We start from the raw sequence: 24,641 nt of genomic DNA on the forward strand, positions 1-24,641 counted from the left end.
CGAGGCTAGTCCTGCCCGATATGTCCGTCAAATATTCTGAAAGAAGATCTGCATATCAAAATCGTCATGATAGTTGGCGCTAACATGACCGGAGCGGGAATCCGGCCGCGCCGTCAGCCGTCGGCCAGCAGGTCGGACCACTCTGGATGGCGCTCGAACTGGGCGCGGACATAGCTGCAGGCCGGCACGATCATCACGCCGCGCGCGCGGGCGTCGACGATCAGCCGGCGCACCATGGCGGCGGCGACGCCGGTGCCGCGCATGGCGTCGGGCGCATAGGTATGGTCGGCGACGATGATGCCCGGGCCGCCGTTGCGCCAGGTCAGTTCCGCCTCGCCCGAGACGCCGGGCAGGCTGACGACATAGCGGCCGGAACTGCCGTAGTCTTCATGGGCGACGGGAATGGTGGGTTGGCTCATGCGATTGCTCCGTGTTGATGCGGCGGAGGTAACGCATGAAAGCCGGGCCGGATCCGTGACGTTGCGTCATCGGAGCCCGGCCCGCGGCGGCGCTCAGGCGCGCTCGGAATATTCGAACAGTTCGGTATTGACGACGATGGCCTCGTCCACGCCGACGAAGGGCGGGATCATCACCCGGACGCCATTGTCCAGGATCGCCGGCTTGAAGCTTTTCGCGGCGGTCTGGCCGTTCAGCACCGGCTCGGTCTCGGCGACCTTGCAGATCACTTTCTGGGGAATGCGCACCGACAGCGCCTCGTCGCCGTAATACTCCACCGCGGCCATCATGCCGTCCTGCAGGAAGGGGCGGCGGTCGCCCAGCAGGTCGGCGTCCAGTTCGGTCTGCTCGAAGGTCTCGCTGTCCATGAAGACCAGCTTACCATCTGTTTCGTAAAGGAATTGCTGGTCCTTGAACTCCAGATGGACCTGCTCGACCTTGTCCTCGGACCGGAAGCGTTCGTTCAGCTTGCGGCCGTCGCGCAGGTTCTTCAGCTCGACCTGGGCGAAGGCGCCGCCCTTTCCGGGCTTGACGTGGCTGACCTTGACCGCGGCCCAGAGCCCGCCGTCATGTTCCAGGACGACACCCGGCTTGATTTCGTTGCCATTGATCTTGGCCATTCGGATAACCTTGGAAATATTGAGGAATCATTGGCGGGGCCACGGGGTTGAACCGCCTTTGCGGCGACCTATATCCATTGCCGTGTCCCAAGGCAACCGAAACGCCTTTACGGCGTTGTCAAGGGCGGCAGGGGGTGTCCAACTGTCGCAAGATCGTTGCTTTTCGCGGTTATTGAGGCTATCCGCCGGGGCTTGCATCTGGTGCATGGCGGTCATGCGGCGCAGGGCATACCGAATCACGGCACGGATCGGCTAAGCCGGCCCCTGCCGCCTAACGAGGCAAGAGGTGCAGCGATTTTGGCAATAAGGCCAGGCTGCAAGGCAATAAAAGAACAACAGGATAACGAATATGCGCGATTTCGTGGATGGCTCGGCTTTCAATTTCGAACAAGGTCAGCGTGCCCGCAAGCTGTTTGCGGCCGTGGTGCTGGCTGCGCTCGACGACGCGATCGCGGATGACAAGAAATATGGCAACGGCCCCGACCAGATCGCCCGCTGGGCGCGCTCGCGCGATGGGCGCGAGGTGCTGTCCTGCGCCGGCATCGACCCGAACGAGCGGGTGGTGAAGGGGCTGATGGAATTCGTGTCCAAGGGCGTGCGCACCTCGGTCGCGCTGTCGCGCGAGGAAAGCGAGCGTCGCCACGCCGCCGAGGAAGCCGAAGCGGCCTGAGCCCGGCCGCAACCGCGCCTTTCCGGCCGTCCTTCGGGGCGGCCTTTCTTATTGGAACAGGTGCAGCGCCAGCGGTGCGATGATCGAGGTCAGCACCGCGTTCAGCCCCATGCCGATGCCGGCGAAGGCGCCCGCGGTCTCGTTCACCTGGAAGGCGCGGGCGGTGCCGATGCCATGCGCGGCCACGCCCAGCGAGAAGCCGCGCGCGCGCCAGTCGCGGATCCCCAGCGCGTTCAGCAGCGGCGTGGCGATGATCGCGCCGAAGATCCCGGTCAGCAGCACCAGCACGGCGGTGATGGTCGGCTCGCCCCCCAGCCCCTCGGCGATGCCGATGGCGACCGGGGCGGTGGTCGATTTCGGCGCCAGGCTGGCCAGCATCACCTCGTTCAGCCCGAAGGCCTTGCCGATCGCCAGCACCGAGACCACCGCCGTCACCGAGCCGGCGACCAGCGCCGCGACCAGCGGAGCCAGGGCTTTGCGCACCCGGCGCAGGTTGTCGTAAAGCGGCATCCCCAGCGCGACCGTGGCCGGCCCCAGCATGAAATGCACGAATTGCGCGCCCTCGAAATAGGTCTGGTAGCCGGTTCCGGTCAGCCACAGCACCAGGGACAGCAGGATCACCGCGACCAGCACCGGATTGGCCCAGCTTTGCCGGTTCATGCGGCGAAAGAAGCTGTCGCCCAGGAAATAGGCGATCAGCGTCGCGGTCAGCCACAAGAGCGGCTCTTGCGACAGATAGCTCCAGATCAGCGCGGCGTCGGTCATTCCTCGGCCCCGCCCCGCCAACGCACCACGGCGGTAAAGACCAGCGCGCCCACGGCGATGGCCAGCGCGGTCGAGACGGTCAGCGCCAGCGCGATGGCCAGCGCGTCGTTGCGGAACTGGCCCAGATGCGCGATGACGCCGACCCCGGCCGGGACGAAGAACAGCGACAGATTCGCCAGAAGGCCGGTGACGACCGGGCGCAGCATTTCGGCCAGCGCCGGACGCAGGGCGCAGCTGCCGACCAGCAGCAACAGTCCCAGAACCGGGCCGGGCAGCGGCAGGCCCAGGCCGCGGGTGGCGACCTCACCGACAAGCTGGAACGACAGAAGGATGGCGAGCGCGGGAATCATGGCCACAGGTTAGCATTGCCCTGGTCTTGTGTTGAACCCTTAAATCTTGTGGATAACCTGGCTGGGCCCGCCATATCTGGGGCTTTTGGTTGACTTTGTGGGTGCAATTGCCAAGAATCCCCCAATTCTGACCCAACCCGATGGCCGCATCTTGCGTTTCGATCGCCTTCGCCTCAACGGATTCAAGAGCTTCGTGGACCCGACCGACCTGGTCATCCACGAGGGGCTGACCGGCGTCGTCGGCCCGAACGGTTGCGGCAAGTCGAACCTGCTGGAGGCGCTGCGCTGGGTCATGGGCGAGAACCGCCCGACCGCCATGCGCGGCGAGGGCATGGAGGACGTGATCTTCGCCGGCACCGCGCGCCGCTCGGCCCGCGCCCATGCCGAGGTCACGCTGACGATCGACAATCACGACCGGCTGGCGCCCGCCGGCATGAACGATGCCGACACGCTGGACATCACCCGCCGCATCACCCGCGACGCCGGCTCGGCCTATCGCATCAACGGGAAAGAGGTGCGGGCGCGGGACGTGCAGATGCTGTTCGCGGATGCCTCGACCGGGGCGCATTCGCCGGCGCTGGTGCGGCAGGGGCAGATTTCCGAACTCATCAACGCCAAGCCCAAGGCGCGCCGCCGCATCCTCGAGGAAGCGGCGGGGATCTCGGGCCTTTACCAGCGCCGGCACGAGGCCGAGCTGAAGCTGAACGCGGCCGAGGCCAACCTGACCCGCGTCGACGACACGCTGGACCAGCTCTCGACCCAGGCCGCCAGCCTGGCCCGGCAGGCCCGCGCCGCCGCCCGCTATCGCGAGATCGGCGCCGCGCTGCGCCGGGCCGAGGGGGTGCTGCTCTATCGCCGCTGGGCCGAGGCCGAGCAGGTCAAGGCGGCCACGGCCGAGGCCTTGCGCGCCGCGATCCGCGCCGCCACTGAGGCCGAGGCGCAGGCCCGCCGCGCCATCGCCGCCCGCGAGGAGGCCGAGGCGAAGCTGCCGCCGCTGCGCGAAGAGGAGCAGGTCGCGAGCGCCATCCTGTCCCGCGCCACCATCGAGCGCGAGGCGCTGGACGAGGCCGAGGCCCGCGCCGCCCAGGCGATCCAGACCCTGCTGGCGCGCATTGCCCAGCTCGACCGCGACATCGAGCGGGAATCGGCGCTGAACCGCGACGCGGGCGAGGTGATCGACCGGCTGGAATGGGAAAGGCGCGAGCTCGACAAGGCCGGGCAGGGGCATGAGGACCGTCTGGCCATCGCCTCGGAAGCCGCCGCCGAGGCCGCCGAGGCCTTGCGCGAGGTCGAGGCCAAGCTGGCCGAGCTGACCGACGAATCCGCCCGCCTGGCCGCGCGGCACCATTCGGCCGAGCGGCTGGCCCATGACCTGCGCCAGATGCTGGACCGCGCCACCCGCGCTGCCGCGGATGCCGAGACCGCCGTGGCCCGCGCCGCCGACACCGGCGCCGAGGCCGAGGCCGCGCGCGAGGCCGCCGAAGAGGCGCAGGAAGCCGCGCGCGACCGCGTCGAGCAGGCCGAGGAACGGCTGGCCGGCGCCGAGGAAACCCGCGCCGGGCTGGAGGCCGAGGAAGCCGAGGCCCGCGCCGCCCGGGCCGAGGCCGAGGGCGAGGTCTCGGCGCTGAATGCCGAGATGGCGGCGCTGAAGCGGCTGGTGGAACGCGGCCAGGGCGGCGGCTCGGTGCTGGACCTGGTGCGCGTGGCGCGCGGCTATGAGGCGGCCTTTGGCGCGGCGCTGGGCGACGATCTGCGCGCCGGGCTGGCGACCGAGGGCTCGGGCTGGCACGCGCTGCCGCCCTATGGCGAAGCCATGCCGGATACGCTGGCCGCGCATGTCGAGGCCCCGGCCGCGCTGGCCCGGCGGCTGTCGCAGGTCGGGCTGGTGGCCGATGCCGCGACCGGCGCGGCGCTGCAGGCCGGCTTGCTGCCGGGGCAGCGGCTGGTCACGCGCGAAGGCGATCTGTTCCGCTGGGACGGGCTGCGGGTGATGGCGGGCGAGGCCTCGTCCGCCGCCGCGCTGCATCTGCAGAAGGTCAACCAGCTGGCCGAGCTGACCGCCCAGGCCGAGGCGGCGCAGGCGCGTGCCGCGCGTACACAGGCCGTACACCAGGCGTCCCGCGACCGTCACACCGCCGCGACCGAGGCCGAGAAGCGCGCCCGCGACGACCGGCGCGAGGCCGAGCGCGGCTTGTCCGACGCCGTGCGCGCCGTGACCCGCGCCGAATCCGACCTGTCCATGGCGCAAAGCCGCGCCGAATCGGCCCGGGCGGAACTGGCGCGGCACCGCGACGATGCCGCAGACGCAAGGCAGCGGCTGGCCGAGGCCGAGCGCGCGCTTGCCGAACTGCCCGACCGCGGCGCCGCGGCGGCGGCGGTGGAATATGCCCGCACCGGGGTCGAGGCGGCGCGCATCGCCACCATGACCCGGCGCGGCGCGCTGGAGGAGCTGCGGCGCGAGGCCCAGGCCCGGACCAGGCGGTTGCAGGAGATCGCCAAGGAGGAATCCGGCTGGCGCCTGCGGCTGGACCAGGCCGGCAGCCGTGCGGCCGAACTCTCGGCCCGGCGCGAGGCTGCCGCCGAGGAACTGGAAGCGGCCGAGGCCCAGCCCGAGATCCTGGCCGAGCGCCGCGAAGTGCTGACCGAGGCCGAGGCGCAGGCCAGCGCCCGGCTGACCCGGGCCCGCGCCGCGCTGTCCGCCGCCGACCAGGCGCTGCGGCTTGCCGCCGAGACCGAACGCGAGGCCGAGCGCGCCGCATCCGATGCGCGCGAGACCCGCGCCGCGCGCGAGGCCCGCGCCGAGGCCGCGACCGAGGCCGAATCCGCCGCCAAGGCGCGCATCCACGAGGAGTTGGAAGCCACGCCGCAATCGCTGCTGCAACTGCTGGGCGAGGTCGAGGACATCGCCCCCGAGGCGCTGGAAGAGCAGATCGCCCGCCTGCGCCAGCAACGCGACGCCCTGGGCGCCGTCAACCTGCGCGCCGACGAGGACAAGCGCGAGCTGGAAACCGAGCGCGACCGGCTCGCCGCCGAAAAGACCGACCTGACCGAGGCGATCCGCAAGCTGCGCCAGGGCATCGGCAGCCTGAACCGCGAGGGGCGCGAGCGGCTGCTTTCGGCCTTCGACACGGTGAACGCCAATTTCACCACGCTGTTCACGCATCTGTTCGGTGGCGGCGAGGCGCGGCTGGTGCTGGTCGAATCCGACGACCCGCTGGAGGCCGGGCTGGAGATCATGTGCCAGCCTCCCGGCAAGAAGCTCAGCACGCTCAGCCTGCTCTCGGGCGGCGAGCAGACGCTGACCGCGCTGGCGCTGATCTTTGCCGTCTTCCTGGCCAACCCGGCGCCGATCTGCGTGCTGGACGAGGTTGACGCGCCCCTGGACGATGCCAACGTCACCCGGTTCTGCGACCTGATGGACGAGATGACGCGGCGCACCGACACGCGATTCCTGGTCATCACCCACCATGCCGTGACCATGGCGCGCATGGACCGGCTGTTCGGCGTTACCATGGTCGAACAGGGCGTCAGCCAGCTGGTTTCCGTGGACCTGAAACGCGCCGAGGCTCTGGTCGCCTGACGCGCGATGCGCTATCAGCGCTGAGCTTCCCCGGAGTCCGTGATGCGTGTCCTGTTTCCCCTCGCCATTCTGGCGTTTCTTCCGGTTTTTCCGGCCATGGCCGAGCTTTCCGCGCCGGTGCTGGGCGACCCCGGGCAGATCGGCGAGCTGATGGCGCAAAGCGGGCTGCCGGTCAGCCGCGGCGCCGATCTGGAGGGGCTGCCGGTGCTGGAAAGCCAGATCGACGACATTCGCTTCAACGTCTATTTCTATGACTGCCAGCCGCTGTGCCAGCGGATGCAATTCGTGTCGGGCTTCACCCTGCCGGCGCCGATGACGCCGCAGCTGGCCAATCAGTGGAACCTGTCGAACCCGTTTGCGACAGTCGTGGTGTCGGATAGCGGCGACGCCTTCCTGGAAATGGACATCGGCCTTGCGGGCGACGGCATCGGGCGCAAGAATTTCGACGAGACGCTGGCGAGCTGGCGGCTCGCCATGAGCGAATTCCGCGATTACATCGACTGGTAGGAGGATGCGATGACCATCGAGACGAAACTGGCAGAGCTTGGGATCACGCTGCCCGACGCCCCGGCGCCGGCGGCGAACTATGTCCCTTACGTGATCTCGGGGCAGATGCTGTTCGTCTCGGGGCAGATCTCGGCCGCCAGGGGCCGGGTCGGCGCCGAGCTGACCACGGCCGAGGGCGCCGAGGCGGCGCGCGGCTGCGGGCTGTCGCTGCTGGCGCAGGCCAAGGCGGCGCTGGGTTCGCTGGACCGGGTCAAGCGCGTGGTCAAGCTGGGCGGCTTCGTCAATTCGACCGGCGATTTCACCGAACAGCCCGAGGTGGTGAACGGCTGCTCGGACCTGATGGTGCAGGTCTTTGGCGACAAGGGCCGGCATGCGCGGGCCGCCGTCTCGGCCCCGGCGCTGCCGCGCGGCGTCGCCGTCGAGATCGAAGCCGTGTTCGAGATCGAATGATGGGCCTGCATCCCGATTTCCTGCGCCTGCCCATCGCGCATCGCGGGCTGCACAATGACAGCCGGCCGGAAAACAGCATGGCGGCGTTCCGCGCCGCCATCGCCGAGGGCTATGCCATCGAATGCGACATCCAGCGCGCCATGGACGACACGCCCATGGTGTTCCACGATTATGAACTGGCGCGGCTGACCGATATCGAGAACGGCACCGTCGCCTCCAGCACCCCGGCGCAACTGGCGCGGCTGCACCTGCTGGAAACCGGCGAAACCATCCCGACCCTGCGCGAGATGCTGGACGAGGTCGCCGGCCGCGTGCCGCTGCTGATCGAGATCAAGGATCCGACCATCGCCTCGGGGCCCGAGGTGGGCGCGCTGCCGCGCCGCGTGGCCGAGGCCCTGGCGGGCTATGACGGGCCGGTCGCGGTCATGTCCTTCAACCCGCATGTCGTCGCGGCCTTCCACGAGGCGGCGCCCGGCATCGCCGTCGGGCTGACGACCTGCGGCTATGAGGCGGGCGAATGGCAGATGCTGGACGCCTCGACGCGCGCCCGGCTGGCGGCCATCGCGGATTTCGACGATGTGGGCGCCAGCTTCATCTCGCATGACCGGGGCGATCTGGGCAATCCGGCGGTGGCGGCGCTGAAGGCGCGCGGCGTGCCGGTGCTGTGCTGGACCATCCGCAGCCCTGTGCAAGAGGCCGAGGCGCGGCGGGTCGCCGACAACATCACCTTCGAGCATTACCGGCCAGAGACCGCCTGAAGAACCGCCTGAATCTGCCGCCGCCCGCTGACAAAGCCGGGCGGCGCGCCTATGTTTCGCCGCATGAGCGAAATGACCGTCTCCGTCCTGCCCGCGATCTCTGCCCTGCCCGCCGCCGCATGGGACGGCTGCGGCGCGGCGGCGAATCCTTTCACCACGCATCGCTTCCTGTCGGCGCTGGAGGCATCCGGCTCGGTCGGCGAGGGCACGGGCTGGCATGTCTCGCATCTGGTCGCGCGGGTCGATGGCCGCGTCGCGGGCGTCGCGCCCTGCTATCTGAAGACCCACAGCCAGGGCGAATACATCTTCGACCACGCCTGGGCGCAGGCTTACGAGCGCGCCGGCGGGCGCTATTACCCCAAGCTGCAATGCGCCGTGCCCTTTACCCCGGTGACCGGGCCGCGGCTGATCGCGCCCGAGGCGCCGGTGCGGCTGGCGCTGTTGCAGGCCATGGCGCAGATCGCCCGGCAATCCGGCCTGTCGGGCGCGCATGTCACCTTCTGCACCGAAGCCGAGGCGGCGCTGGCCGAACCGGCCGGTTTCCTGTCCCGCGCCAGCGAGCAGTTCCACTGGCTGAACCAGGGCTATGGCACGTTCGAGGATTTCCTGGCGCAGCTGTCGTCGCGCAAGCGCAAGGCGATCCGCAAGGAACGCGAGCGGGCGCAGGCTTTCGGCGGCAGCATCCGCAGCCTGCGCGGCGACGAGATCGAGCCCGCGCATTGGGACGCCTTCTGGGGCTTCTACCAGGACACCGGCGGGCGCAAATGGGGCCGGCCCTATCTGACGCGGGCCTTCTTCGACCGGCTGCACGAGACCATGCGCGACGATTGCCTGCTGGTCCTGGCCGAGCGCGACGGCCGTCCCATCGCCGGGGCGCTGAACCTGATCGGGCCGGACGCGCTTTACGGCCGCTATTGGGGCGCGGTCGAGGACCACCCCTTCCTGCATTTCGAGCTGTGCTATCATCGCGCCATCGACTGGGCCATCGCGCATGGCCTTTCGCGGGTCGAGGCCGGGGCGCAGGGCGAGCACAAGCTGGCGCGCGGCTATCTGCCGACCCGGACCCATTCGCTGCATTGGGTGCGCGACCAGGGCTTCCACGATGCCATCGCCGATTTCCTGCACCGCGAGCGGCAGGCGGTGGATGCCGAGATGGACTATCTGGCCGAGCTTGGCCCGTTCCGCCGCGGCGAGATCTCGCCCTAGGGCCGCTTCAGCAGCCGGAAGGCGGCCGAGGCGCCCCAGCCCGCCGCCACCGCGATGGCCAGCGACATGATGCCGTAAAGGAACGGCTGGTCCAGCGCCAGCCGATAGAGCCAGCGCTCCAGCCCGACCTTGCGCACCTCGATCGGGGCGCGGAAACTGTCGGTGACCAGCCCGTCGCGCAACAGGAAGATGCGGGTGCTGTAGAAGCCCTCGATCAGGTTGGCGGGCAGGCGCACATCGGCGCGAAACAGCGTCTGCTGCGCCAGGCGCACGGCGCCGTCGTCCTGGCGATAGAGGTCCGCGTGCCGGCGCAGGCGCACGAAAGCCTCGGTATAGGGCACCACGTCGGGAACGTCGGCCTGGCCGGAAAAGGCCCGCATCGCCAGCGGGATCGAGATGCGGAAGCGCTGGTCGTCCTTGGGGTTCAGGATCCGGCCCAGGGGCCGGGTCGTCGCCACCACGTAGAAGCTGGGCGCCGCGCCGATGCCGACCCGGCCGGTGTTGACCCAGACGCCGAAGCGCCGCTCCTTGTGGCGCACGGTGATGGCGCGGGCCGGCCCCTCGACCGTGACGATCACGTCCAAGGGCTGGCCGGGCGGGATCGGCGTCTCGCGCTTGATGGCGCCGTAGATGATGATGTCCGAGCCGTCGAAATTCGTGGTGATGTCCACGTCGTCGCGCGACAGGCCGGCGACGATGCGCTCGGGCGGCTCGGGCCGCTCGGCCTCTTGCGCCGACAGCGGCAGCGCCAGCGCCAGAAGCATCGGGGCCAGCCAGGCCAGGGCGGCGCGCCGGATCATTTCAGGATCCCCGGCGTGATGGAATAAAGGTCGTCCGGGCGCAGGAACAGGTCGAGCGCCAGCTTGCCGCAGACCGCCAGCACCAAGAGCGCCAGCAGGATGCGCAGCTGCTCGGCCCGCAGCCGGGCGCCGTAATGCGTGCCGACCTGCGCCCCGATGACGCCGCCGACGATCAGCAGCACCGCCAGCATCACGTCGACCGTGTTCGACGAGACCGCGTGCATCAGCGTGGTATAGGCCGACAGGAAGGTGATCTGGAACAGCGAGGTGCCGATGACCACCTTGGTCGGCATACCCAGCAGATAGATCATCGCCGGCACCATGATGAAGCCGCCGCCGACCCCCATGATCGCGCCCAGCACGCCCACCGCCGCCCCGACCATCAGCACCGGGATCGCGCTGATATACAGGCCCGAGGCGCGGAACTTCATCTTCAGCGGCCATTTGTGCACCCAGCCGTGCTGGTTGCGGCGCATCGGCTTGATCGGGCCGCTGACCCGGGTGCGGCGCAGCGCGCGCAGGCTTTCCTGCAGCATCATCGCCCCGATCAGGCCCAGGAAGACGACATAGCAGAGCTGCACCACCAGATCGACCTGGCCAAGCCGCGACAGCAGGTTGAACAGCAGCACCCCCAGCGACGAGCCGACGAGGCCGCCGCCCAGCAGCACCCAGCCCATGCGGAAATCGACGGTCTTGCGCTTCACATGCGCCAGCACGCCGGAAAAGGATGAGGCCACGACCTGGTTCGCGCCGGTCGCCACCGCGATGGCCGGCGGGATGCCGATGAAGAACAGAAGCGGCGTGATCAGGAAGCCGCCGCCGACGCCGAACAGGCCCGACATCAGCCCGACGATGCCGCCCAGGCCCACCAGCGTGAAGCTGTTGACCACCACCTCGGCGATGGGAAGATAGATCTGCATATCCTGCCCGGCCCGTTTCTTCTTTCGATCCTGCCTCGGCCCGGGCTTCGCGTCAAACGTCCCGCGCATGTCGCCTGCGGGTTGTCGCAGCGCCGTGGCATGGATAAGCATTGCACCACCGGCAGATAACCGGCGATGATGCGGGCGGCACCGGCGCTGTCCGCGCGCTTCGCCGCACAGGGACGAACATGCGCATTCTGATCACCAATGACGACGGCATCAACGCTCCGGGCCTCGTGACCCTGCACGAGATCGCGACCGAGGTCGCCGGCCCCGGCGGCGAGGTCTGGACCGTGGCCCCCGCCTTCGAGCAATCGGGCGTGGCGCATTGCATCAGCTATGTCCACCCGACGCTGATCGCCGAGCTGGGCCCGCGCCGCTTTGCCGCCGAGGGCTCGCCGGCCGATTGCGTGCTGGCGGCCATGGACGTGATGAAGGACGATCCGCCCGACCTGGTGCTGTCGGGCGTGAACCGGGGCAACAACTCGGGCGAGAACGTGATGTATTCCGGCACGGTCGGCGGCGCGATGGAAGCGGCGCTGCAGGGCCTGCCCGCCATCGCGCTGTCGCAATACATGGGCAGCCGCACCGCCGGGCTGGAGGATCCGTATGAATGCGCGCGGGTGCATGGGCCGCGGCTGATCCGGCGGCTGCTGGATCACGGCGACTGGACCTCGGACGCGGATTTCCGGCTGTTCTACAACCTGAACTTCCCGCCCTGCGATGCGGGTTCGGTCAAGGGCACCCGCGTCGCGCCGCAGGGCCGCCGCCGCGGCGTGCGCTTCGAGATCGAGCCCTATCACGCGCCGAACGGCCGGCGCTTCCTGTGGGTGATGGGCGGCTCGCAGACCGCGCCGGCCACGCCGGACAGCGACGTGGACGCGAACATGCGCGACTATATCTCGCTGACGCCGATGCGGCCCGACCTGACCTGTCACAAAACCCTGGCCGAGTTGAGCGGCCTGCTGGACGAGGGCTGAACCCGGGCATGAGCGACGATCCCGAGACTGCCGAACGCAAGATGCGCTTCCTGTTCGCGCTGCGGCAGCGCGGGGTCACCGATCCGCGCGTGCTCGAGGCGATGGAGCGCATCGACCGCGGCGAATTCGTGCGCGGCCATTTCGAGGATCGCGCCTATGACGACACGCCGCTGCCGATCCCCTGCGGCCAGACCATCAGCCAGCCCTCGGTCGTGGGGCTGATGACCCAGGCGCTGCAGGTCGGGCCGCGCGACAAGGTGCTGGAGATCGGCACCGGCTCGGGCTACCAGGCGGCGATCCTGTCGCTGCTTTGCCGCCGGGTCTATACGCTGGACCGCCACCGCCGGCTGGTCGCCGAGGCCGAGGCGATCTTCCGCCATTTCGGCCTGACCAACATCACCGCCATGGTCGCCGACGGCTCGCACGGGCTGCCCGAGCAGGCGCCCTTCGATCGCATCATGGTGACGGCGGCGGCCGAGGATCCGCCCGGGCCGCTCTTGGCGCAGTTGAAGATCGGCGGTATCATGGTGGTGCCGGTCGGGCAGTCGGATGCGGTGCAGACGCTGATCCGGGTGCGGCGCGACGAAAACGGCTATGATTACGACGAATTGCGGCAGGTGCGCTTCGTGCCGCTGGTCGAGGGGTTGGGACAGACATGACCCCCGGCCGTGCTGAGTGAGGAACGGGCAGATGGCGAAAATCAGGCAATGGGCGCTGGCCGCCGGCGCCGTGGCGGGCTTGGTCTCCTGCGGGCCGCAGGGCGGGCTGGATTTCAGCAATTTCGACCCCGACCTGCGCGGTTGGGGCGGCGGCTTCGACACCGCCCAGGCCGCGGCGCGGGCGCAGCCGCGGCCGGCGCCGGACCAGCGCGGGGTGATCTCCTATCCCGGCTACCAGGTCGCCATCGCCCGCCAGGGCGACACGGTCGCCACCATCGCGGCGCGGCTGGGGCTGAACGCCGGCGAACTGGCGAGCTACAACGCGATCAATGCCAATACCGTGCTGAACCCCGGCGCCGTGGTCGCCCTGCCGCGCCGGGTGGCGGGCGGAGCGCCGGTCGCCACCTCGACCGGGCTGGTCAGCGATCCCTTCGCCGGCCAGGGCGTCCGGCAACCGGCCGCTGCGGCGGCCGCAGGCACGGGTGCGCCGACCCAGCCGGCGGCAAGCCAGCCGCGCCAGCATGTCGTCGCCACCGGCGAAACCGCCTGGTCCATCGCCCGCAAGTACAATGTCTCGGTCAATGACCTGGCCGCGTGGAACGGGCTCTCGTCGTCGATGACGCTGCGCACCGGGCAGCGGCTGCTGATCCCGGTGGCGGGCGGCAAGGCGCCCCCGGCCACGGCGGTGGTGACCGCGCCCGGCAGCGGCAGCCCGACGCCGCGCCCGCCCTCCTCGGCCGAGCCGCTGCCCAGCGAAAAGACCACGCCCGCCGGCAGCCCGGTGGCGAAGCCCGCCAGCCCGGACCTGGGCAAGACGCGCACCGCCGCCTCGGGCAATGGCCGGTTCCGCATGCCCGCCAGTGGCGCGATCATCCGCACCTATCAGAAGGGCAAGAACGAGGGCATCGACATCTCGGCCGCTGCCGGCAGCACGGTGGCCGCCGCCGGGTCGGGAACCGTGGCGGCGATCACCCGCGACACCGACAATGTGCCGATCGTGGTGGTGCGCCATGACGGCAACCTGATGACCGTCTATGCCGGCATCGAGGATGTCGCCGTCAGCAAGGGCCAGGCCGTCGGTGCCGGCACCGCGCTGGGCAAGGTCCGCAGCCAGGGCGTCGTGCATTTCGAGGTCCGCAACGGCTTCGACAGCGTCGATCCCGAGAAATACCTGAACTGACCGGCGGGGCCGGGGCCGGCCGGGTCAGGGGCCGAAGGCAGGGCTGATGCGGCGCCGCGAAGCCGGCGCCCTGGAGCCGCCTTGGGCCGAAGCCAGACCCAGCCAAGCCCATCCCAGGATCAGCGGAAGCCGGCGCCCCGGAGGCCGCCTTGGGCCGAAGCTGCCAGACAGGCGGCCAGTGACTCGAAACATCGTTCCTTCGGATCGTGCGAAAGCCCGGCTCGGCCCTGCCTGAAGCGCCAGGCGGCGGAAATGCTTCCGGCCAGATTCGCGGGTCCGGGGTTCTGACAGGGCCTCGGCAGATGGCCCTGCGGTCGCAGCGCGCTGCCGGTTCCGCCAATGTCCTGCCGTCTCGCGGTCTCAGAACGCCACAGATTTGCCGCTTGGCGCGGCGGGCCGTGCCGCGGCCGCAGCCCTGCGGCTGCAAGCGGCGGTGCGGCGGTTCCGATCCGGGGACGCGGGACCGCCGGTCGGGGCCGTCATTCCTGTTCGCACATCTGGCGCAGGGTCAGCTCGATCTCGTGACGGATCATCTGTTGCAGGTTGCGGCTCAGCCGGTTGCCGATCTCGCCCTGCAGCTCCTGGCGGATCGCCTCGCGGATCATGCCGCGCAGGTGGGTGCCCTTCTGGGTGTCCTTGTCCTGCGGCGCGAACAGGTGCTGTTCGCTTTCGCGGTTCAGCGCCTCGGCGGCGGCATGCGCCTCGGCCAGGGGATTGATCGGAGTCACGGTGGAATTCGCATGCAGCATGGTTTCCTCCATTTGCGCGTTCGTGGTGGTGGTGTGTTCGAGGAAGGGGCCGAAGGCCCGGATCGGCTGGGCGGCCGCATCCGGACATGCGGTTTCGGCGGGATCGTCAGCGCGGGCCTCGGCCGCGAGCGGCTGCGGCCAGGCGGCGGCAAAGGCTGCATGGGTCGGTCCCGTCAGGGGCAGCTTCAGCCAGTCGCCGAAGTCGCTGTCCCGGACCCCTGGCTCGGGTTCGGGCGGGGCCGGAGCTTCGGCCATGGGTTCTGCCACGGCCTCCGCCGCAACCTCGGCCACGACCTCATCCACGACCTCCGCCGACAGTTCTGCCGGCATCTCCGCCACGGGTTCCGCCAACGCCGCCTCGGGGCCGGCCGCCGCGGCGGGCGCTTCGGCAGGCGCGGCGGTGGTTTCGCGCGCCTCCTCCTCCGCGGCGGTGGCGATCAGGTCGGTGCTGTCCAGCACCAGCGGCGCAGCCGCGGGCGGGACCGCAGCCATCGGCTCGACGCGGATGCGCGGCGCGATGTCCTGGGCGGGAAGCGTGTTCAGCGCCTGGTTCGGGATGCGGCAGCCTGCCTCATCCTGGGCGATGAGCCGGCGAATCGAGGCCAGCACGTCGCCGACGTTGTCCGCCCCGGGGGGCGGCGCCGGATGGCGCATCAGCTCATGCTGCATGATGCGCCCCCGGATTCGAGGGCGGGCTCAGTCCCTGCCGATCGCGCGCAAGACGCGGTCGAGGCTTTCGCCCTGCCTGCTGGTAAAGGGTGCGTCCTGCACCGCGTTGTAATAGGCCGATGGGTCATAGGTCGGTATCCCCAGTTTCAGGTTTTCCACCGTCAACAAACCCATAGCGGACAATAGTTGATAATGTGCTAACTGGAGATTGGCTTCCGCCGTAATCTTGTTCGCGCGGGCCTCCAGCAGCGATTGTTCGGCGTCCAGGACGTCCAGAGTCGTCCTTGCGCCCAGCGTCGCCTCTTCGCGCACGCCATTATAGGCCTGCTGCGCGGCAACGATCTGTTCATCGATGGCGCGAATCTGCGCCCGGGCCACGTCGATTCCCGCCCAGGCGGTGCCTACGGCCTGATCGACCTGGCGCGAGACGTTCAGCAGCGCCGCCCGGACCGAATCACGCTGCGCCATCGCCTTGCGATGCGCGGCGGGCAGGCGGCCGCCGGAATAGATCGTCTGCGACAGGCTCAGTGACACCGAGGCGCTGTCCCGGGACGTGGAGCTCGCCCCGCCCAGGACCCCCTGCGAGCGGCTATGCTGCTTGGTCAGCCCGGCCGAGCCGGTCAGCTCGGGGTTGCGCTCGGCGGCGGCGGCGGCGACGCCCAGCTCGGCAGCGGCGGCCTCGCGCTGGGCCTGGCGGATCAGCGGATGGGTGCGCCGGCCGATGTCGCGCGCCGTCTCCAGCGTCGCCGGCAGCTTGGGCGAGGGCGGCGGCGGCGCCAGCGTGCCCGGCATCTTGCCGGTGGCGGCGCGGTAATTCTCGCGCGCGATCTGCAAATCACCTTCGGCCGAGGCCAGGCTGGCACGCGCCTCGGCCAGCGCGGCATCGGCCTGGGCCACATCGGTCTGGGTGATCTCGCCCACGTCGAAACGGTCGGTCGCGGCCTGCTGTTCCTGGCCGATCACCCGCACGGAATTGGCCTGCAGCTCGACCTGCTCGGTGGCGCTGCGCACGTTCAGATAGGCCTCGACCGCGCCCAGCAGCACGTCCTGCTCGACGCCCACCAGCGCGGCGCGGGTGCCCAGCACGCTTTCCTTGGCGATGTCGATGGCAATGGCGCTGCGGCCCCAGTCGTAGAGCGTCATCGAGGCCTGCAGCCCGATGCTGGCGCTGTTGGCGTCGAAGCCCTCGATGTTCTGATAGGTGTATTCGGCGACCCATTGCAGCACCGGGCGCAGGGCAGCGATGGCGGCCGCCGCATCCTCGTCCGCGGCGCGCAGCACGGCGCGGTTCTGGTCCAGCAGCGCCGAGTGGCGATAGGCATCGACCATGGCGTCGGCCAGGGTTTCGGCCGTGGCGGGCAGCGCGGTCGCCCCCGCCAGCAGGGCCGCCAGCAGCGGGCGCCGCCATTTCCTCAGCGTATCGCGAAACATGCCATGGCCTTTCCTGTCGGCACTCACAAGACGAAGCCCCGCGGCTTCGCGAAGCCCGGCAAAAGCGGCGCGCCGGCGTTGAACGAAAAGCGCCAGTTCACCCGGCCGTCCAGCTTGCGGCCCAGGCGCACGGTGCCGAGATTGCCCTCGCGGAACAGGGCGACGACGCGGCCGCCCTCGCGCAGCTGCTCGGCCAGGGCGTCGGGGAAGATCTCGATGGCGCCCTCGACCAGGATGGCGTCATAGGGGGCCTGGCTGGCGCAGCCCTCGGCCAGCGGGCCCCGGACCACGGCGACATTGAAGACGTCCTGTGCCGCCAGCCGGGCCTCGGCCTCGGCGGCCATGGCCTCGTCGCTCTCGACGGCGACGACGGCCTCGGCGATGCGGGCCATGACAGCGGCGCCGTAGCCGTAGCCGCAGGCCACGTCCAGCACCAGGTCGCTGTTCTGAAGCGCCAGCACGTCCATCATCCGGCCCAGCGTGCGCGGCTCCAGCAGGACGCGGTCGGGGGCCAGGTCGATGTTTTCGCCGGCATAGGCCACGTCGCGGCGCGAGTCGGGGACGAACTGTTCGCGCGGGACGGTCAGCATCGCCTCGATCACGGGATAGCTGGTCACCTCGTTCGGACGGACCTGGGTGTCGACCATCATGGTGCGTCGCTGCGCGAAATCGGTCATTCTGCGAACTCTGCTTTCGGTTGGCTATGGCACCTCTTGCCACGAAATTCCGGGCTGGGCAACGGCGGGCGATGCCATTGCCGCAAGGATGTGACCGTGGCAAGGTCGCAGGCATGAGCGCCTATCTTTTCGCCCCGCCCCCCGTCGCCGCGCTGCCCGTCACCGGGCAGGCCGGCCGCTTTCCCGTGAACCGCATCTTCTGCGTCGGGCGCAACTATGCCGCCCATGCCGCCGAGATGGGCGGCGAGATCGACCGCGAGGCGCCGTTCTATTTCACCAAATCCGCCCGCGCGGTGCTGGAAAGCGGCGCCGTGCTGCCCTATCCGCCCGGGACCGAGGATCTGCATCACGAGATCGAGCTGGTCGTGGCCATCGGCGCGCCGGCCTTCCGGGTGGCGCCGGAGCAGGCGATGGCGGCGGTCTGGGGCTATGGCGCCGGGCTGGACATGACCCGGCGCGACCTGCAGGCCAAGGCCAAGGCCAAGCAGCGGCCCTGGTCGCTGGGCAAGGATTTCGAGGGCTCGGCGGTGCTTGCCGCCCTGACGCCGGCCGCGGATTTCACCCCGGCGGCGCAGGCGATCCGGCTGGCGGTCAACGGCGCCCTGCGGCAGGAGGCCCGCATCGACGACATGGTCTGGTCGATTCCCGAGCTGATCGCCGACCTGTCGCATTACTACCACCTGGCGCCGGGCGACCTCATCATGACCGGCACGCCCGCCGGCGTCGGCGCGGTGGTGCCGGGCGACCGGCTGTCGGGCGGTATCGAGGGGCTGGCCCCGGTCGAGCTGGTGCTGGGCGCGGCGGATTAGGCCGGCTCCCGCCACTCCAGCACCAGCTGGGTCTGGATCACCACGGCGGCCAGCTGGCCGTCGCCGCGCAGGATGTCGGTCTGCCAGATCATCGTCGTGCGGCTCAGGTGCAAGGGTTTCGGCCGCGCCTCGGCCACGTCGCCCAGCCGGATCGGGCGCAGGAAATTCGTCTTGCTTTCCAGCGTGGTGGTGGCGGCGCCCTCGGGCAGGCGCAGATGGGTCGCGGTGCCGGCGGCGTGGTCGGCCAAGCTCATGATCGCGCCGCCATGCAGCACGCCGTTGCGGTTGGTCAGGGGCCGGGTGACCGGCATGCGCAGCGTGACCTCCTTCAGCGTGGCCGAGACGACCTGCATGCCCAGCGATTCGGAATAGGGCGAATGGATCTCGCCAAGGGCGGTCGGGCTGTCGGTCATCGCGGTTCCCGGTTGTGGCGCCGGCATCTTCGGCGTGGCGGGCGACCGCGTCAATCTGTGCTCAGCAGGCCGGGGCAGGCTCGGGCCGGCCGTTCAGATCCAGGCCGCGCGCGGTCGGGGCGTGCCAAGTCTTGGTGGCATGGGTGGCGCCCGAGGGGTTGGTGCCGATCTGCGAGCCGCCGGTGCCGCCGGTCCAGCCGGTCGAGCCGGTATTCTCCGGCGCCGTGCCATCGCCCGCGCCGCCCTGTTGCGGCGTCGCCGGCTCGGCCTTGGCGGCGGTGGGCGGGCATTCGCCGGCGCCGGACGCCACCGGCTGCGCCGGGCCGGGCACCGAGGTCGGCGCGACGCCGTTCTCCAGCGCGGCCTGGGCCTGGGCCGGGGTCTGCGGGGCCGTCTGGGCCGCCAGCGGCGCGCCAAGCGCCAGCGTCAGGCCCAGCAGGGCGGCGGGCATTGCGAACTGGGACGTGATCCGGGACATGGGCTCGATCCTCCTGCCGGCCCAACGCCGTCCGGCGCCGGCGGTTCCTGCCCCCGGCCGGAGTTCTTTGCTCCATAAATACCCAAAGAACCGTCAGGCGACGGCGATTCCCGGCTCGCCCGCCGCGCAATGCCCGACCACGGCGGCCAGCGGATGACCGGCGCCGCGAATCTGCGCCAGCACCGCATCCGCCGCCTCGGGGGCCACGGCGACCAGAAGCCCGCCCGAGGTCTGCGGGTCGGTCAGCAGGTGCCGGCGCCAATCGGCCAGGCCCTCGGGCAGCGCCACCTCGGCGCCATAGGCGGCCCAGTTGCGCAGCGAGGCGCCGGTGAAGAACCCGGCCTCGGCCAGTTCCGCCGCGCGGCTCAGCAAGGGCAGCGCCGCCTGCTCCAGCTGCAGGCGCAGCCCGGCGCCGCGGGCGATCTCCAGCCCATGGCCCAGGATGCCGAAGCCGGTCACGTCGGTCAGGGCATGCACAGCGGCCCGCCTGGCCAGCTCGGCCCCGACCTTGTTCAGCGTGGTGGCCGAGGCGACCATCTCGTCGATGCCGGCCTGGTCCAGCGCGCCCTTCTTGATCGCGGCGGAATAGATGCCGACGCCCAGCCCCTTGGTCAGGATCAGCGCGTCGCCCGGCCGCGCATCGGCATTGCGGCGCAGCTCGGACGGGTGGCAGAGCCCGATCACCGCGAGGCCATAGATCGGCTCGGGCGCGTCGATGGAATGGCCGCCGGCGACCGGGATGCCGGCCTGATGGCAGATCTCGCGCCCGCCCTCCAGGATCTCGCGGATCTGCTCCGGGGCCAGCTTGTCGATGGGCATGCCCAGGATCGCCAGCGCCATGATCGGCCGGCCGCCCATGGCATAGACGTCGGAGATCGCATTGGTCGCGGCGATGCGGCCGAAGGCGCGCGGGTCGTCCACCATCGGCATGAAGAAATCGGTGGTGGCGATGACGCAGGTGTTCTCGTCCACCTGATACACCGCCGCGTCGTCCGAGGTCTCGGTCCCGACCAGCAGTTGCGGAAAGGCCTGCGCCAGCGGCTGGCCCGCCAGCAATTCCCGCAGCACCGAGGGCGCCAGCTTGCAGCCGCAGCCGCCGCCATGCGCCAGCGAGGTCAGTCTGGGGTGTTCGTTCATTTCCGCGCCCTCCTGTCGGTCAGCCGGCGCACCGTAACGTAGAAGGCCGGAACCATGAAGATGCCAAGGAAGGTCGCGGCGATCATCCCGCCCATCACCCCGATGCCGATGGAATTCTGCGCCCCCGCCCCGGCGCCCCGCGCCACCGCGAGCGGCAGCACGCCCAGGATGAAGGCGAGCGAGGTCATCAGGATCGGCCGCAGCCGCTGGCGCGCGGCCAGCGCCGCCGCCTCGACGGCCGAGCGGCCCGACTGCTGCAGGTCGCGGGCGAATTCGACGATCAGGATGGCATTCTTGGCGGCAAGGCCGATGGTGGTCAGGATGCCCACCTTGAAATAGACGTCGTTCGACTGGTCGAAGGCCAGGGCCGCCACCACCGCGCCCAGCACTCCCACCGGCACCGCCAGCATGACCGAGAACGGGATCGACCAGCTTTCGTAAAGCGCCGCCAGCGACAGGAACACCACCAGCGCCGACAGGGCAAACAGCCAGGGCGCCTGGTTGCCGGCCTGGCGTTCCTGATAGGACAGCTCGGTCCAGGCCATGCCGTAATTGCCGGGCAGGGCGGCGACCAGCTCCTCCATCGCGTCCATGGCGCTGCCGGAACTGGAACCGGGGCCGGGCTCGCCCTCGATCTCGATGGCGTCGACGCCGTCGATGCGCGCCAGCCGCGGCTCGACCGGCTCCCAGCGGGTGGTCATGAAGGCGTTGAAGGGCACCATCTCGCCCTGCGCATTGCGGGCATACCAGCTGTCGATGTCCTCGGGCTGCATGCGGTTCGCCGCCGCCGCCTGCACGATGACCGGGCGCAGCTGCGCGCCCAGGGCGAAGTCGTTGACCTCGGTGCCGGCAAAGATCGTCGACAGCATCGAATTCACCGCGGGCACCGAGATGCCGAAACTTTCCGCCTTCTGCTGGTCGATGTCGATCCTCAGCGCCGCGTCGTCCTCGGAGTTCTGCGCCTCGGGGTTCTGCACGCGCGGATCCTGGCCGGCCTGTTCCTCCAGCCGCTCGGCCGCCTCGGTCAGCGCCTCGATGCCGGCGCCGGCCTGGTCCATGACATACATGGTGAAGCCCGAGGTATCGCCCAGCCGCGGAATCGCCGGCGGCTGCATGAAGAAGATCCGTCCGGCCCGGTGCCCGGAAAAATGCTTGTTCGCGCGCTGCGCCAGCGCGCGCGCCGATTGCGAGGCGTCGGCGCGCTGGTCGAAGGGATGCAGCCGGACATAGATCGTCGCCTGGTTCTGCGCCGTGCCCGAGCTGCCGAAGCCCATGGCGACAAAGACCGAGCTGACCACGTCCTTTTCCTCGGTCAGCATGTAATCCTCGATCTCGCGCACCACGGCGGCGGTCTGCTGCGCGGTCGAACCCTCGGTCAGGGTGATGCGCGATTGCAGCACGCCCTGATCCTCGGAGGGGATGAAGGTCGTGGTCAGCCGCCCGAACAGGTCGAAGGCGCCGTAGCTGATCGCCGCCAGCACCAGCATGACCAGCAGCGGCCGGCGCAGGCTGCGCCGCACGGTGGCGGAATAGCCCGAGGTCAGCCGCTCGAACCCAGCATTGAACCAGCGCGCCGGGGCAAGGCGCGGCGCGCCGTGGCCGCGGCGCAGCAGCGTGGCGCACATGGCGGGCGTCAGGATCAGCGCCACGGCGAGCGACAGCACCATGGCGGTGATGATGGTCACCGAGAACTGCCGGTAGATCACCCCGGTCGAGCCGGGCATGAAGCCCATCGGCAGGAACACCGCCGACAGCACCAGGGCGATGCCGATCAGCGCGCCGCTGATCTGGCCCATGCTCTTTTCCGTGGCGGCAACCGGGTCCAGCCCCTCTTCGGCCATGACGCGCTCGACGTTCTCGACCACGACGATGGCGTCGTCGACCAGCAAGCCGATGGCCAGCACCATGGCGAACATGGTCAGCGTGTTGATGGAATAGCCCAGCGCCGCCAGCATGGCGAAGGTGCCCAAGAGCACGACCGGGATGGCGATGATCGGGATCAGCGTCGCGCGCCAGTTCTGCAGGAAGATCAGGATGACCAGGAAGACCAGCACGATGGCTTCCAGCAGCGTGTGCCAGACCTTCTCGATCGACAGCTCGACGAAGGGGGCGGTGTCATAGGCGACCTGCAGCTCGACCCCCTCGGGCAGGGCCGAGGCCAGCCCGTCCAGCGTCGCGCGCACCGCGCGCGAGGTTTCGACCGCATTCGCCCCCGAGGCGAGGTTCACCGCGAAGCCCGAGGCATTCATGCCGTTGAAGCGCGAATCGCGGCCATAGCTGACCTGGCCGATCGCGACCTCGGCCACGTCGCCCAGTCGCACGGCGGCGCCGTCCGCGCCGGTCTTCAGCAGGATGTTGCGGAAATCCTCGACCGAGGTCAGCTGGCTCTGCGCCGTGACCGTGGCGGTGAACTGCTGGCCCTCGACCACCGGCTGACTGCCCAGCGCGCCGACCGAGACGGTGCTGTTCTGCTGCGCCACGGCGGTGGTGATGTCGGTCGGCGTCAGCTGGAACTGCGCCAGCCGCAGCGGGTCCATCCAGATCCGCATGGCATAGCCCGAGCCGAAGACATTGACCCCGCCGACGCCCTCGGTGCGCTTGACCGGCCCCTCGACCACCTGCTCCAAGAGGTTGCCCAGTTCGATGGTGGACTGCTTGCCGCTGGTCGAGACCAGCGCGCCGACCATCAGCGTCGAGGTCGAGGTCCGGCTGATGCTGATCCCGTCGTTCTGCACCGGCCCGGGCAGCCGGCCCTCGACCGAGCGCACCTTGGCCTGCACCTCGTTCAAGGCATCGGTGGGCGTCACGCTGTCGTCGAAGGTCAGCACCAGGGCCGAGCGCCCGGTCGAGGAGATCGAGGTGGTATAGAGCAGCCCGTCGAGCCCGGTCAGCACGTCCTCGATGGGCGTGGTGACGGAATTCTGCACCGCCCGCGCCGTGGCGCCGGAATAATTGGCGGTGATCCGCACCGTGGTCGGCGCGATGTCGGGATATTGCGAGATCGGCAGGCCCAGGACCGCCCAGGCCCCGGCCAGCATGGTCACGATGGCCAGCACCCAGGCAAAGACCGGGCGGTGGATGAAGAACTTCGCCATCAGCCTTCCACCGCCTCGCGCACCACGCCCTCGGCGTCGATGGTGACGGGGACGGTCGTGACCTCGGTGCCGGGGCGCAGGTCCTGCAACCCGTCCAGGATCAGCTGCTCGCCGGGGCTGACGCCCTGGCTGACGATCCAGCTGTTGTTCCAGCTGCCCTGCTCGCTCAGCGTGACCTGCTGGGCCTTGCCCTCGCGCACGACGAAGGCGGTCAGGGTGCCGTCCGCGGCCCGCCGCGTGGCGCGCTGCGGCACCAGCACGGCGCGGGTGCTGCCCTGGGTCAGCCGGACGCGCAGGAACTGGCCGGGCAGGATCAGCGCCTGCGGATTGTCGAAACGCAGCCGGATCGGCACGGTGCCGGTGGTGGTGGACACCAGGATGCCGGGGCTGACGATGCGGCCGCTGCCAGGGTAGGTCTCGCCGGTCTCCAGGATCAGCTCGGCCGGCGTCTCGCCATTGGTGGTCAGCTGCCCGGCGTCGATGCGCGCCCGGTTGCGCAAGAGCCGGGCCGAGCTTTCGGAGACGTCGACATAGATCGGGTCCAGCTGGGTGATGGTGGTCAGCGCCTCGGACTGGCTCGCCGTGACCAGGTCGCCGACCGAGACCTGCGGCACGTCCGGCACCCCGTCGATCGGGCTGCGGATCTCGGTCCGGTCCAGCGACAGGCGGGCGGCATCGCGCGCGGCCTCGGCGGATTTCAGATCGGCCTCGGCCTGTTTCAGCGCCACCTCGGCATTGGCGCGTTCCACGGCCGACACGCCCGAACCCTCCAGCCGGCGATAGCGGGTGACGGTGTTCTGCGCCTGGGTCAGGCTGGCCTCGGCCCCGGCCACCGCGGCCTCGGCGGCGGCCAGCGCGGCGGCCAGCGTCTCGGGGTCCAGCCGGAACAGCACGTCGCCGGCCTTGACCGGCTTGCCGGGATCATAGGCGATCTCCAGCACCTCGCCGCCGACCTGCGGCCGGATGCCGGTCTGCTGAAAGGCGATGGCGCGGCCGGGCAGGGTGACGGTATAGGGCACGTCCTGCTCGGCCGCGACCATGACGCCCACCTCGCGCGGCCCCTGCGGCCCGCGCTCGCCCTGCTGGGCCAAGGCCTGCCCGGCCAGCAGCAAGGCCAGCGCCGCCTGTCTCAAGATCGCTTGCCCGAAGGCCATCTGCCGTCCCTTGCGGTTTGGTGGTTTGCCGCATTGTTTAGCGGCCAAATCCCAATGGCAAGTAAACGACCGCCCCGCAGCGGATCACGGATTCGCCAGCGGCGGCTTTCACCGTTTTCCAAATACCC

24 protein-coding genes are annotated in these 24,641 nt (G+C 70.0%); 10 read left to right on the plus strand and 14 right to left on the minus strand.

The window, feature by feature from the left end:
• Positions 1-113: 113 nt before the first annotated feature.
• Positions 114-419: a GNAT family N-acetyltransferase gene (locus tag PARN5_RS0107450; protein ID WP_017999145.1), complete on the minus strand. Its 306-nt coding sequence runs from the start codon at positions 417-419 to the stop codon at positions 114-116.
• Positions 420-512: 93 nt separating this feature from the next.
• Entirely contained in the window at positions 513-1,076 is a 564-nt protein-coding gene (gene efp / locus PARN5_RS0107455; protein ID WP_017999146.1) for an elongation factor P, read from the minus strand.
• 349 nt (positions 1,077-1,425) lie between these two features.
• Here efp and PARN5_RS0107460 point away from each other — a divergent pair, with 349 nt between their 5' ends.
• A complete protein-coding gene (locus tag PARN5_RS0107460; protein WP_017999147.1) occupies positions 1,426-1,746 on the plus strand; it encodes a DUF6280 family protein in 321 nt (106 codons plus the stop codon).
• 48 nt (positions 1,747-1,794) lie between these two features.
• Here PARN5_RS0107460 and PARN5_RS0107465 read toward each other — a convergent pair whose 3' ends face one another.
• Both PARN5_RS0107465 and PARN5_RS0107470 read right to left on the minus strand, forming a co-directional pair.
• On the minus strand, positions 1,795-2,511 hold the full coding sequence (locus PARN5_RS0107465; protein ID WP_017999148.1) for an LrgB family protein: 717 nt from the start codon (positions 2,509-2,511) through the stop codon (positions 1,795-1,797).
• Positions 2,508-2,861 (minus strand): CidA/LrgA family protein, encoded by a 354-nt coding sequence (locus PARN5_RS0107470; RefSeq protein ID WP_017999149.1) that lies wholly within the window; start codon positions 2,859-2,861, stop codon positions 2,508-2,510. Before PARN5_RS0107470 ends, PARN5_RS0107465 begins: the two co-directional genes overlap by 4 nt.
• 151 nt (positions 2,862-3,012) lie before the next feature.
• On the opposite strand from PARN5_RS0107470, the gene PARN5_RS0107475 reads away from it, so the two are divergent.
• The 5 genes from PARN5_RS0107475 to PARN5_RS0107495 all read left to right on the plus strand — a co-directional run bounded on the left by PARN5_RS0107475 (position 3,013) and on the right by PARN5_RS0107495 (position 9,362).
• Positions 3,013-6,441, plus strand: coding sequence for an AAA family ATPase (locus tag PARN5_RS0107475; protein WP_017999150.1), 3,429 nt, complete (start codon positions 3,013-3,015; stop codon positions 6,439-6,441).
• A gap of 42 nt (positions 6,442-6,483) precedes the next feature.
• Positions 6,484-6,948 (plus strand): YbjN domain-containing protein, encoded by a 465-nt coding sequence (locus PARN5_RS0107480; RefSeq protein ID WP_017999151.1) that lies wholly within the window; start codon positions 6,484-6,486, stop codon positions 6,946-6,948.
• 9 nt (positions 6,949-6,957) lie between these two features.
• On the plus strand, positions 6,958-7,398 hold the full coding sequence (locus PARN5_RS0107485) for a RidA family protein (protein ID WP_017999152.1): 441 nt from the start codon (positions 6,958-6,960) through the stop codon (positions 7,396-7,398).
• Positions 7,395-8,156, plus strand: coding sequence for a glycerophosphodiester phosphodiesterase family protein (locus tag PARN5_RS0107490; RefSeq protein ID WP_017999153.1), 762 nt, complete (start codon positions 7,395-7,397; stop codon positions 8,154-8,156). Before PARN5_RS0107485 ends, PARN5_RS0107490 begins: the two co-directional genes overlap by 4 nt.
• 63 nt (positions 8,157-8,219) lie before the next feature.
• Entirely contained in the window at positions 8,220-9,362 is a 1,143-nt protein-coding gene (locus PARN5_RS0107495; RefSeq protein ID WP_026155251.1) for a GNAT family N-acetyltransferase, read from the plus strand.
• Here the strand turns inward: PARN5_RS0107495 and PARN5_RS0107500 are convergent.
• Together PARN5_RS0107500 and PARN5_RS0107505 are read right to left on the minus strand one after the other, a co-directional pair.
• Positions 9,359-10,162, minus strand: coding sequence for a TIGR02186 family protein (locus PARN5_RS0107500; protein WP_017999155.1), 804 nt, complete (start codon positions 10,160-10,162; stop codon positions 9,359-9,361). The genes PARN5_RS0107495 and PARN5_RS0107500 overlap by 4 nt on opposite strands.
• Positions 10,159-11,082 (minus strand): sulfite exporter TauE/SafE family protein, encoded by a 924-nt coding sequence (locus PARN5_RS0107505; RefSeq protein WP_017999156.1) that lies wholly within the window; start codon positions 11,080-11,082, stop codon positions 10,159-10,161. Before PARN5_RS0107505 ends, PARN5_RS0107500 begins: the two co-directional genes overlap by 4 nt.
• A 188-nt stretch (positions 11,083-11,270) precedes the next feature.
• Between PARN5_RS0107505 and surE the strand changes: the two genes are divergently transcribed.
• From surE to PARN5_RS0107520, 3 genes are read left to right on the plus strand one after another with little or no spacing between them, the layout of a single operon-like run.
• Positions 11,271-12,062 carry a 5'/3'-nucleotidase SurE gene (gene surE / locus PARN5_RS0107510; RefSeq protein ID WP_026155252.1) on the plus strand — a complete coding sequence of 264 codons (792 nt, stop codon included), beginning with the start codon at positions 11,271-11,273 and terminating at the stop codon, positions 12,060-12,062.
• A gap of 8 nt (positions 12,063-12,070) precedes the next feature.
• Positions 12,071-12,721 carry a protein-L-isoaspartate(D-aspartate) O-methyltransferase gene (locus PARN5_RS0107515; protein ID WP_017999158.1) on the plus strand — a complete coding sequence of 217 codons (651 nt, stop codon included), beginning with the start codon at positions 12,071-12,073 and terminating at the stop codon, positions 12,719-12,721.
• A 31-nt stretch (positions 12,722-12,752) separates the two neighbouring features.
• Entirely contained in the window at positions 12,753-13,901 is a 1,149-nt protein-coding gene (locus tag PARN5_RS0107520) for a LysM peptidoglycan-binding domain-containing protein (protein ID WP_017999159.1), read from the plus strand.
• 479 nt (positions 13,902-14,380) lie between these two features.
• Here PARN5_RS0107520 and PARN5_RS0107525 read toward each other — a convergent pair whose 3' ends face one another.
• The 3 genes from PARN5_RS0107525 to PARN5_RS0107535 are packed head-to-tail and all read right to left on the minus strand — an operon-like array spanning position 14,381 to position 17,427.
• Positions 14,381-15,319, minus strand: coding sequence for a hypothetical protein (locus PARN5_RS0107525; RefSeq protein WP_026155253.1), 939 nt, complete (start codon positions 15,317-15,319; stop codon positions 14,381-14,383).
• 27 nt (positions 15,320-15,346) lie between these two features.
• Positions 15,347-16,750 (minus strand): TolC family outer membrane protein, encoded by a 1,404-nt coding sequence (locus tag PARN5_RS0107530; RefSeq protein WP_017999160.1) that lies wholly within the window; start codon positions 16,748-16,750, stop codon positions 15,347-15,349.
• A gap of 23 nt (positions 16,751-16,773) precedes the next feature.
• Positions 16,774-17,427: a protein-L-isoaspartate O-methyltransferase gene (locus PARN5_RS0107535; protein WP_017999161.1), complete on the minus strand. Its 654-nt coding sequence runs from the start codon at positions 17,425-17,427 to the stop codon at positions 16,774-16,776.
• Between the two features lie 113 nt (positions 17,428-17,540).
• Here PARN5_RS0107535 and PARN5_RS0107540 point away from each other — a divergent pair, with 113 nt between their 5' ends.
• Entirely contained in the window at positions 17,541-18,236 is a 696-nt protein-coding gene (locus PARN5_RS0107540; RefSeq protein ID WP_017999162.1) for a fumarylacetoacetate hydrolase family protein, read from the plus strand.
• Here the strand turns inward: PARN5_RS0107540 and PARN5_RS0107545 are convergent.
• The 5 genes from PARN5_RS0107545 to PARN5_RS0107565 form a co-directional block, all read right to left on the minus strand.
• Complete coding sequence (locus PARN5_RS0107545; protein ID WP_017999163.1) at positions 18,233-18,649, minus strand: PaaI family thioesterase; 417 nt, start codon at positions 18,647-18,649, stop codon at positions 18,233-18,235. The genes PARN5_RS0107540 and PARN5_RS0107545 overlap by 4 nt on opposite strands.
• A gap of 61 nt (positions 18,650-18,710) precedes the next feature.
• Positions 18,711-19,127: a hypothetical protein gene (locus PARN5_RS0107550; protein WP_157403952.1), complete on the minus strand. Its 417-nt coding sequence runs from the start codon at positions 19,125-19,127 to the stop codon at positions 18,711-18,713.
• 93 nt (positions 19,128-19,220) lie between these two features.
• Positions 19,221-20,264 (minus strand): selenide, water dikinase SelD, encoded by a 1,044-nt coding sequence (gene selD / locus PARN5_RS0107555; protein ID WP_017999165.1) that lies wholly within the window; start codon positions 20,262-20,264, stop codon positions 19,221-19,223.
• Complete coding sequence (locus PARN5_RS0107560) at positions 20,261-23,359, minus strand: efflux RND transporter permease subunit (RefSeq protein WP_017999166.1); 3,099 nt, start codon at positions 23,357-23,359, stop codon at positions 20,261-20,263. Before PARN5_RS0107560 ends, selD begins: the two co-directional genes overlap by 4 nt.
• Positions 23,359-24,513, minus strand: a complete 1,155-nt coding sequence (locus PARN5_RS0107565; protein ID WP_017999167.1) for an efflux RND transporter periplasmic adaptor subunit — start codon at positions 24,511-24,513, stop codon at positions 23,359-23,361. The genes PARN5_RS0107560 and PARN5_RS0107565 overlap by 1 nt, the downstream gene beginning before the upstream one ends.
• Positions 24,514-24,641 lie beyond the last annotated feature (128 nt).

This window comes from Paracoccus sp. N5 (assembly GCF_000371965.1).
Taxonomy (GTDB): Bacteria; Pseudomonadota; Alphaproteobacteria; order Rhodobacterales; family Rhodobacteraceae; genus Paracoccus.

Excerpts from the sequence above, each read along its gene's own strand:
- PARN5_RS0107450 (WP_017999145.1), bottom strand. The coding sequence starts at position 419 with ATGAGCCAACCCACCATTCCCGTCGCCCATGAAGACTACGGCAGTTCC.
- efp (WP_017999146.1), bottom strand. The coding sequence starts at position 1,076 with ATGGCCAAGATCAATGGCAACGAAATCAAGCCGGGTGTCGTCCTGGAA.
- PARN5_RS0107460 (WP_017999147.1), top strand. The coding sequence starts at position 1,426 with ATGCGCGATTTCGTGGATGGCTCGGCTTTCAATTTCGAACAAGGTCAG.
- PARN5_RS0107465 (WP_017999148.1), bottom strand. The coding sequence starts at position 2,511 with ATGACCGACGCCGCGCTGATCTGGAGCTATCTGTCGCAAGAGCCGCTC.
- PARN5_RS0107470 (WP_017999149.1), bottom strand. The coding sequence starts at position 2,861 with ATGATTCCCGCGCTCGCCATCCTTCTGTCGTTCCAGCTTGTCGGTGAG.
- PARN5_RS0107480 (WP_017999151.1), top strand. The coding sequence starts at position 6,484 with ATGCGTGTCCTGTTTCCCCTCGCCATTCTGGCGTTTCTTCCGGTTTTT.
- PARN5_RS0107485 (WP_017999152.1), top strand. The coding sequence starts at position 6,958 with ATGACCATCGAGACGAAACTGGCAGAGCTTGGGATCACGCTGCCCGAC.
- PARN5_RS0107490 (WP_017999153.1), top strand. The coding sequence starts at position 7,395 with ATGATGGGCCTGCATCCCGATTTCCTGCGCCTGCCCATCGCGCATCGC.
- PARN5_RS0107495 (WP_026155251.1), top strand. The coding sequence starts at position 8,220 with ATGAGCGAAATGACCGTCTCCGTCCTGCCCGCGATCTCTGCCCTGCCC.
- PARN5_RS0107500 (WP_017999155.1), bottom strand. The coding sequence starts at position 10,162 with ATGATCCGGCGCGCCGCCCTGGCCTGGCTGGCCCCGATGCTTCTGGCG.
- PARN5_RS0107505 (WP_017999156.1), bottom strand. The coding sequence starts at position 11,082 with ATGCAGATCTATCTTCCCATCGCCGAGGTGGTGGTCAACAGCTTCACG.
- surE (WP_026155252.1), top strand. The coding sequence starts at position 11,271 with ATGCGCATTCTGATCACCAATGACGACGGCATCAACGCTCCGGGCCTC.
- PARN5_RS0107515 (WP_017999158.1), top strand. The coding sequence starts at position 12,071 with ATGAGCGACGATCCCGAGACTGCCGAACGCAAGATGCGCTTCCTGTTC.
- PARN5_RS0107520 (WP_017999159.1), top strand. The coding sequence starts at position 12,753 with ATGGCGAAAATCAGGCAATGGGCGCTGGCCGCCGGCGCCGTGGCGGGC.
- PARN5_RS0107525 (WP_026155253.1), bottom strand. The coding sequence starts at position 15,319 with ATGCAGCATGAGCTGATGCGCCATCCGGCGCCGCCCCCCGGGGCGGAC.
- PARN5_RS0107530 (WP_017999160.1), bottom strand. The coding sequence starts at position 16,750 with ATGTTTCGCGATACGCTGAGGAAATGGCGGCGCCCGCTGCTGGCGGCC.
- PARN5_RS0107535 (WP_017999161.1), bottom strand. The coding sequence starts at position 17,427 with ATGACCGATTTCGCGCAGCGACGCACCATGATGGTCGACACCCAGGTC.
- PARN5_RS0107540 (WP_017999162.1), top strand. The coding sequence starts at position 17,541 with ATGAGCGCCTATCTTTTCGCCCCGCCCCCCGTCGCCGCGCTGCCCGTC.
- PARN5_RS0107545 (WP_017999163.1), bottom strand. The coding sequence starts at position 18,649 with ATGACCGACAGCCCGACCGCCCTTGGCGAGATCCATTCGCCCTATTCC.
- PARN5_RS0107550 (WP_157403952.1), bottom strand. The coding sequence starts at position 19,127 with ATGTCCCGGATCACGTCCCAGTTCGCAATGCCCGCCGCCCTGCTGGGC.
- selD (WP_017999165.1), bottom strand. The coding sequence starts at position 20,264 with ATGAACGAACACCCCAGACTGACCTCGCTGGCGCATGGCGGCGGCTGC.
- PARN5_RS0107560 (WP_017999166.1), bottom strand. The coding sequence starts at position 23,359 with ATGGCGAAGTTCTTCATCCACCGCCCGGTCTTTGCCTGGGTGCTGGCC.
- PARN5_RS0107565 (WP_017999167.1), bottom strand. The coding sequence starts at position 24,513 with ATGGCCTTCGGGCAAGCGATCTTGAGACAGGCGGCGCTGGCCTTGCTG.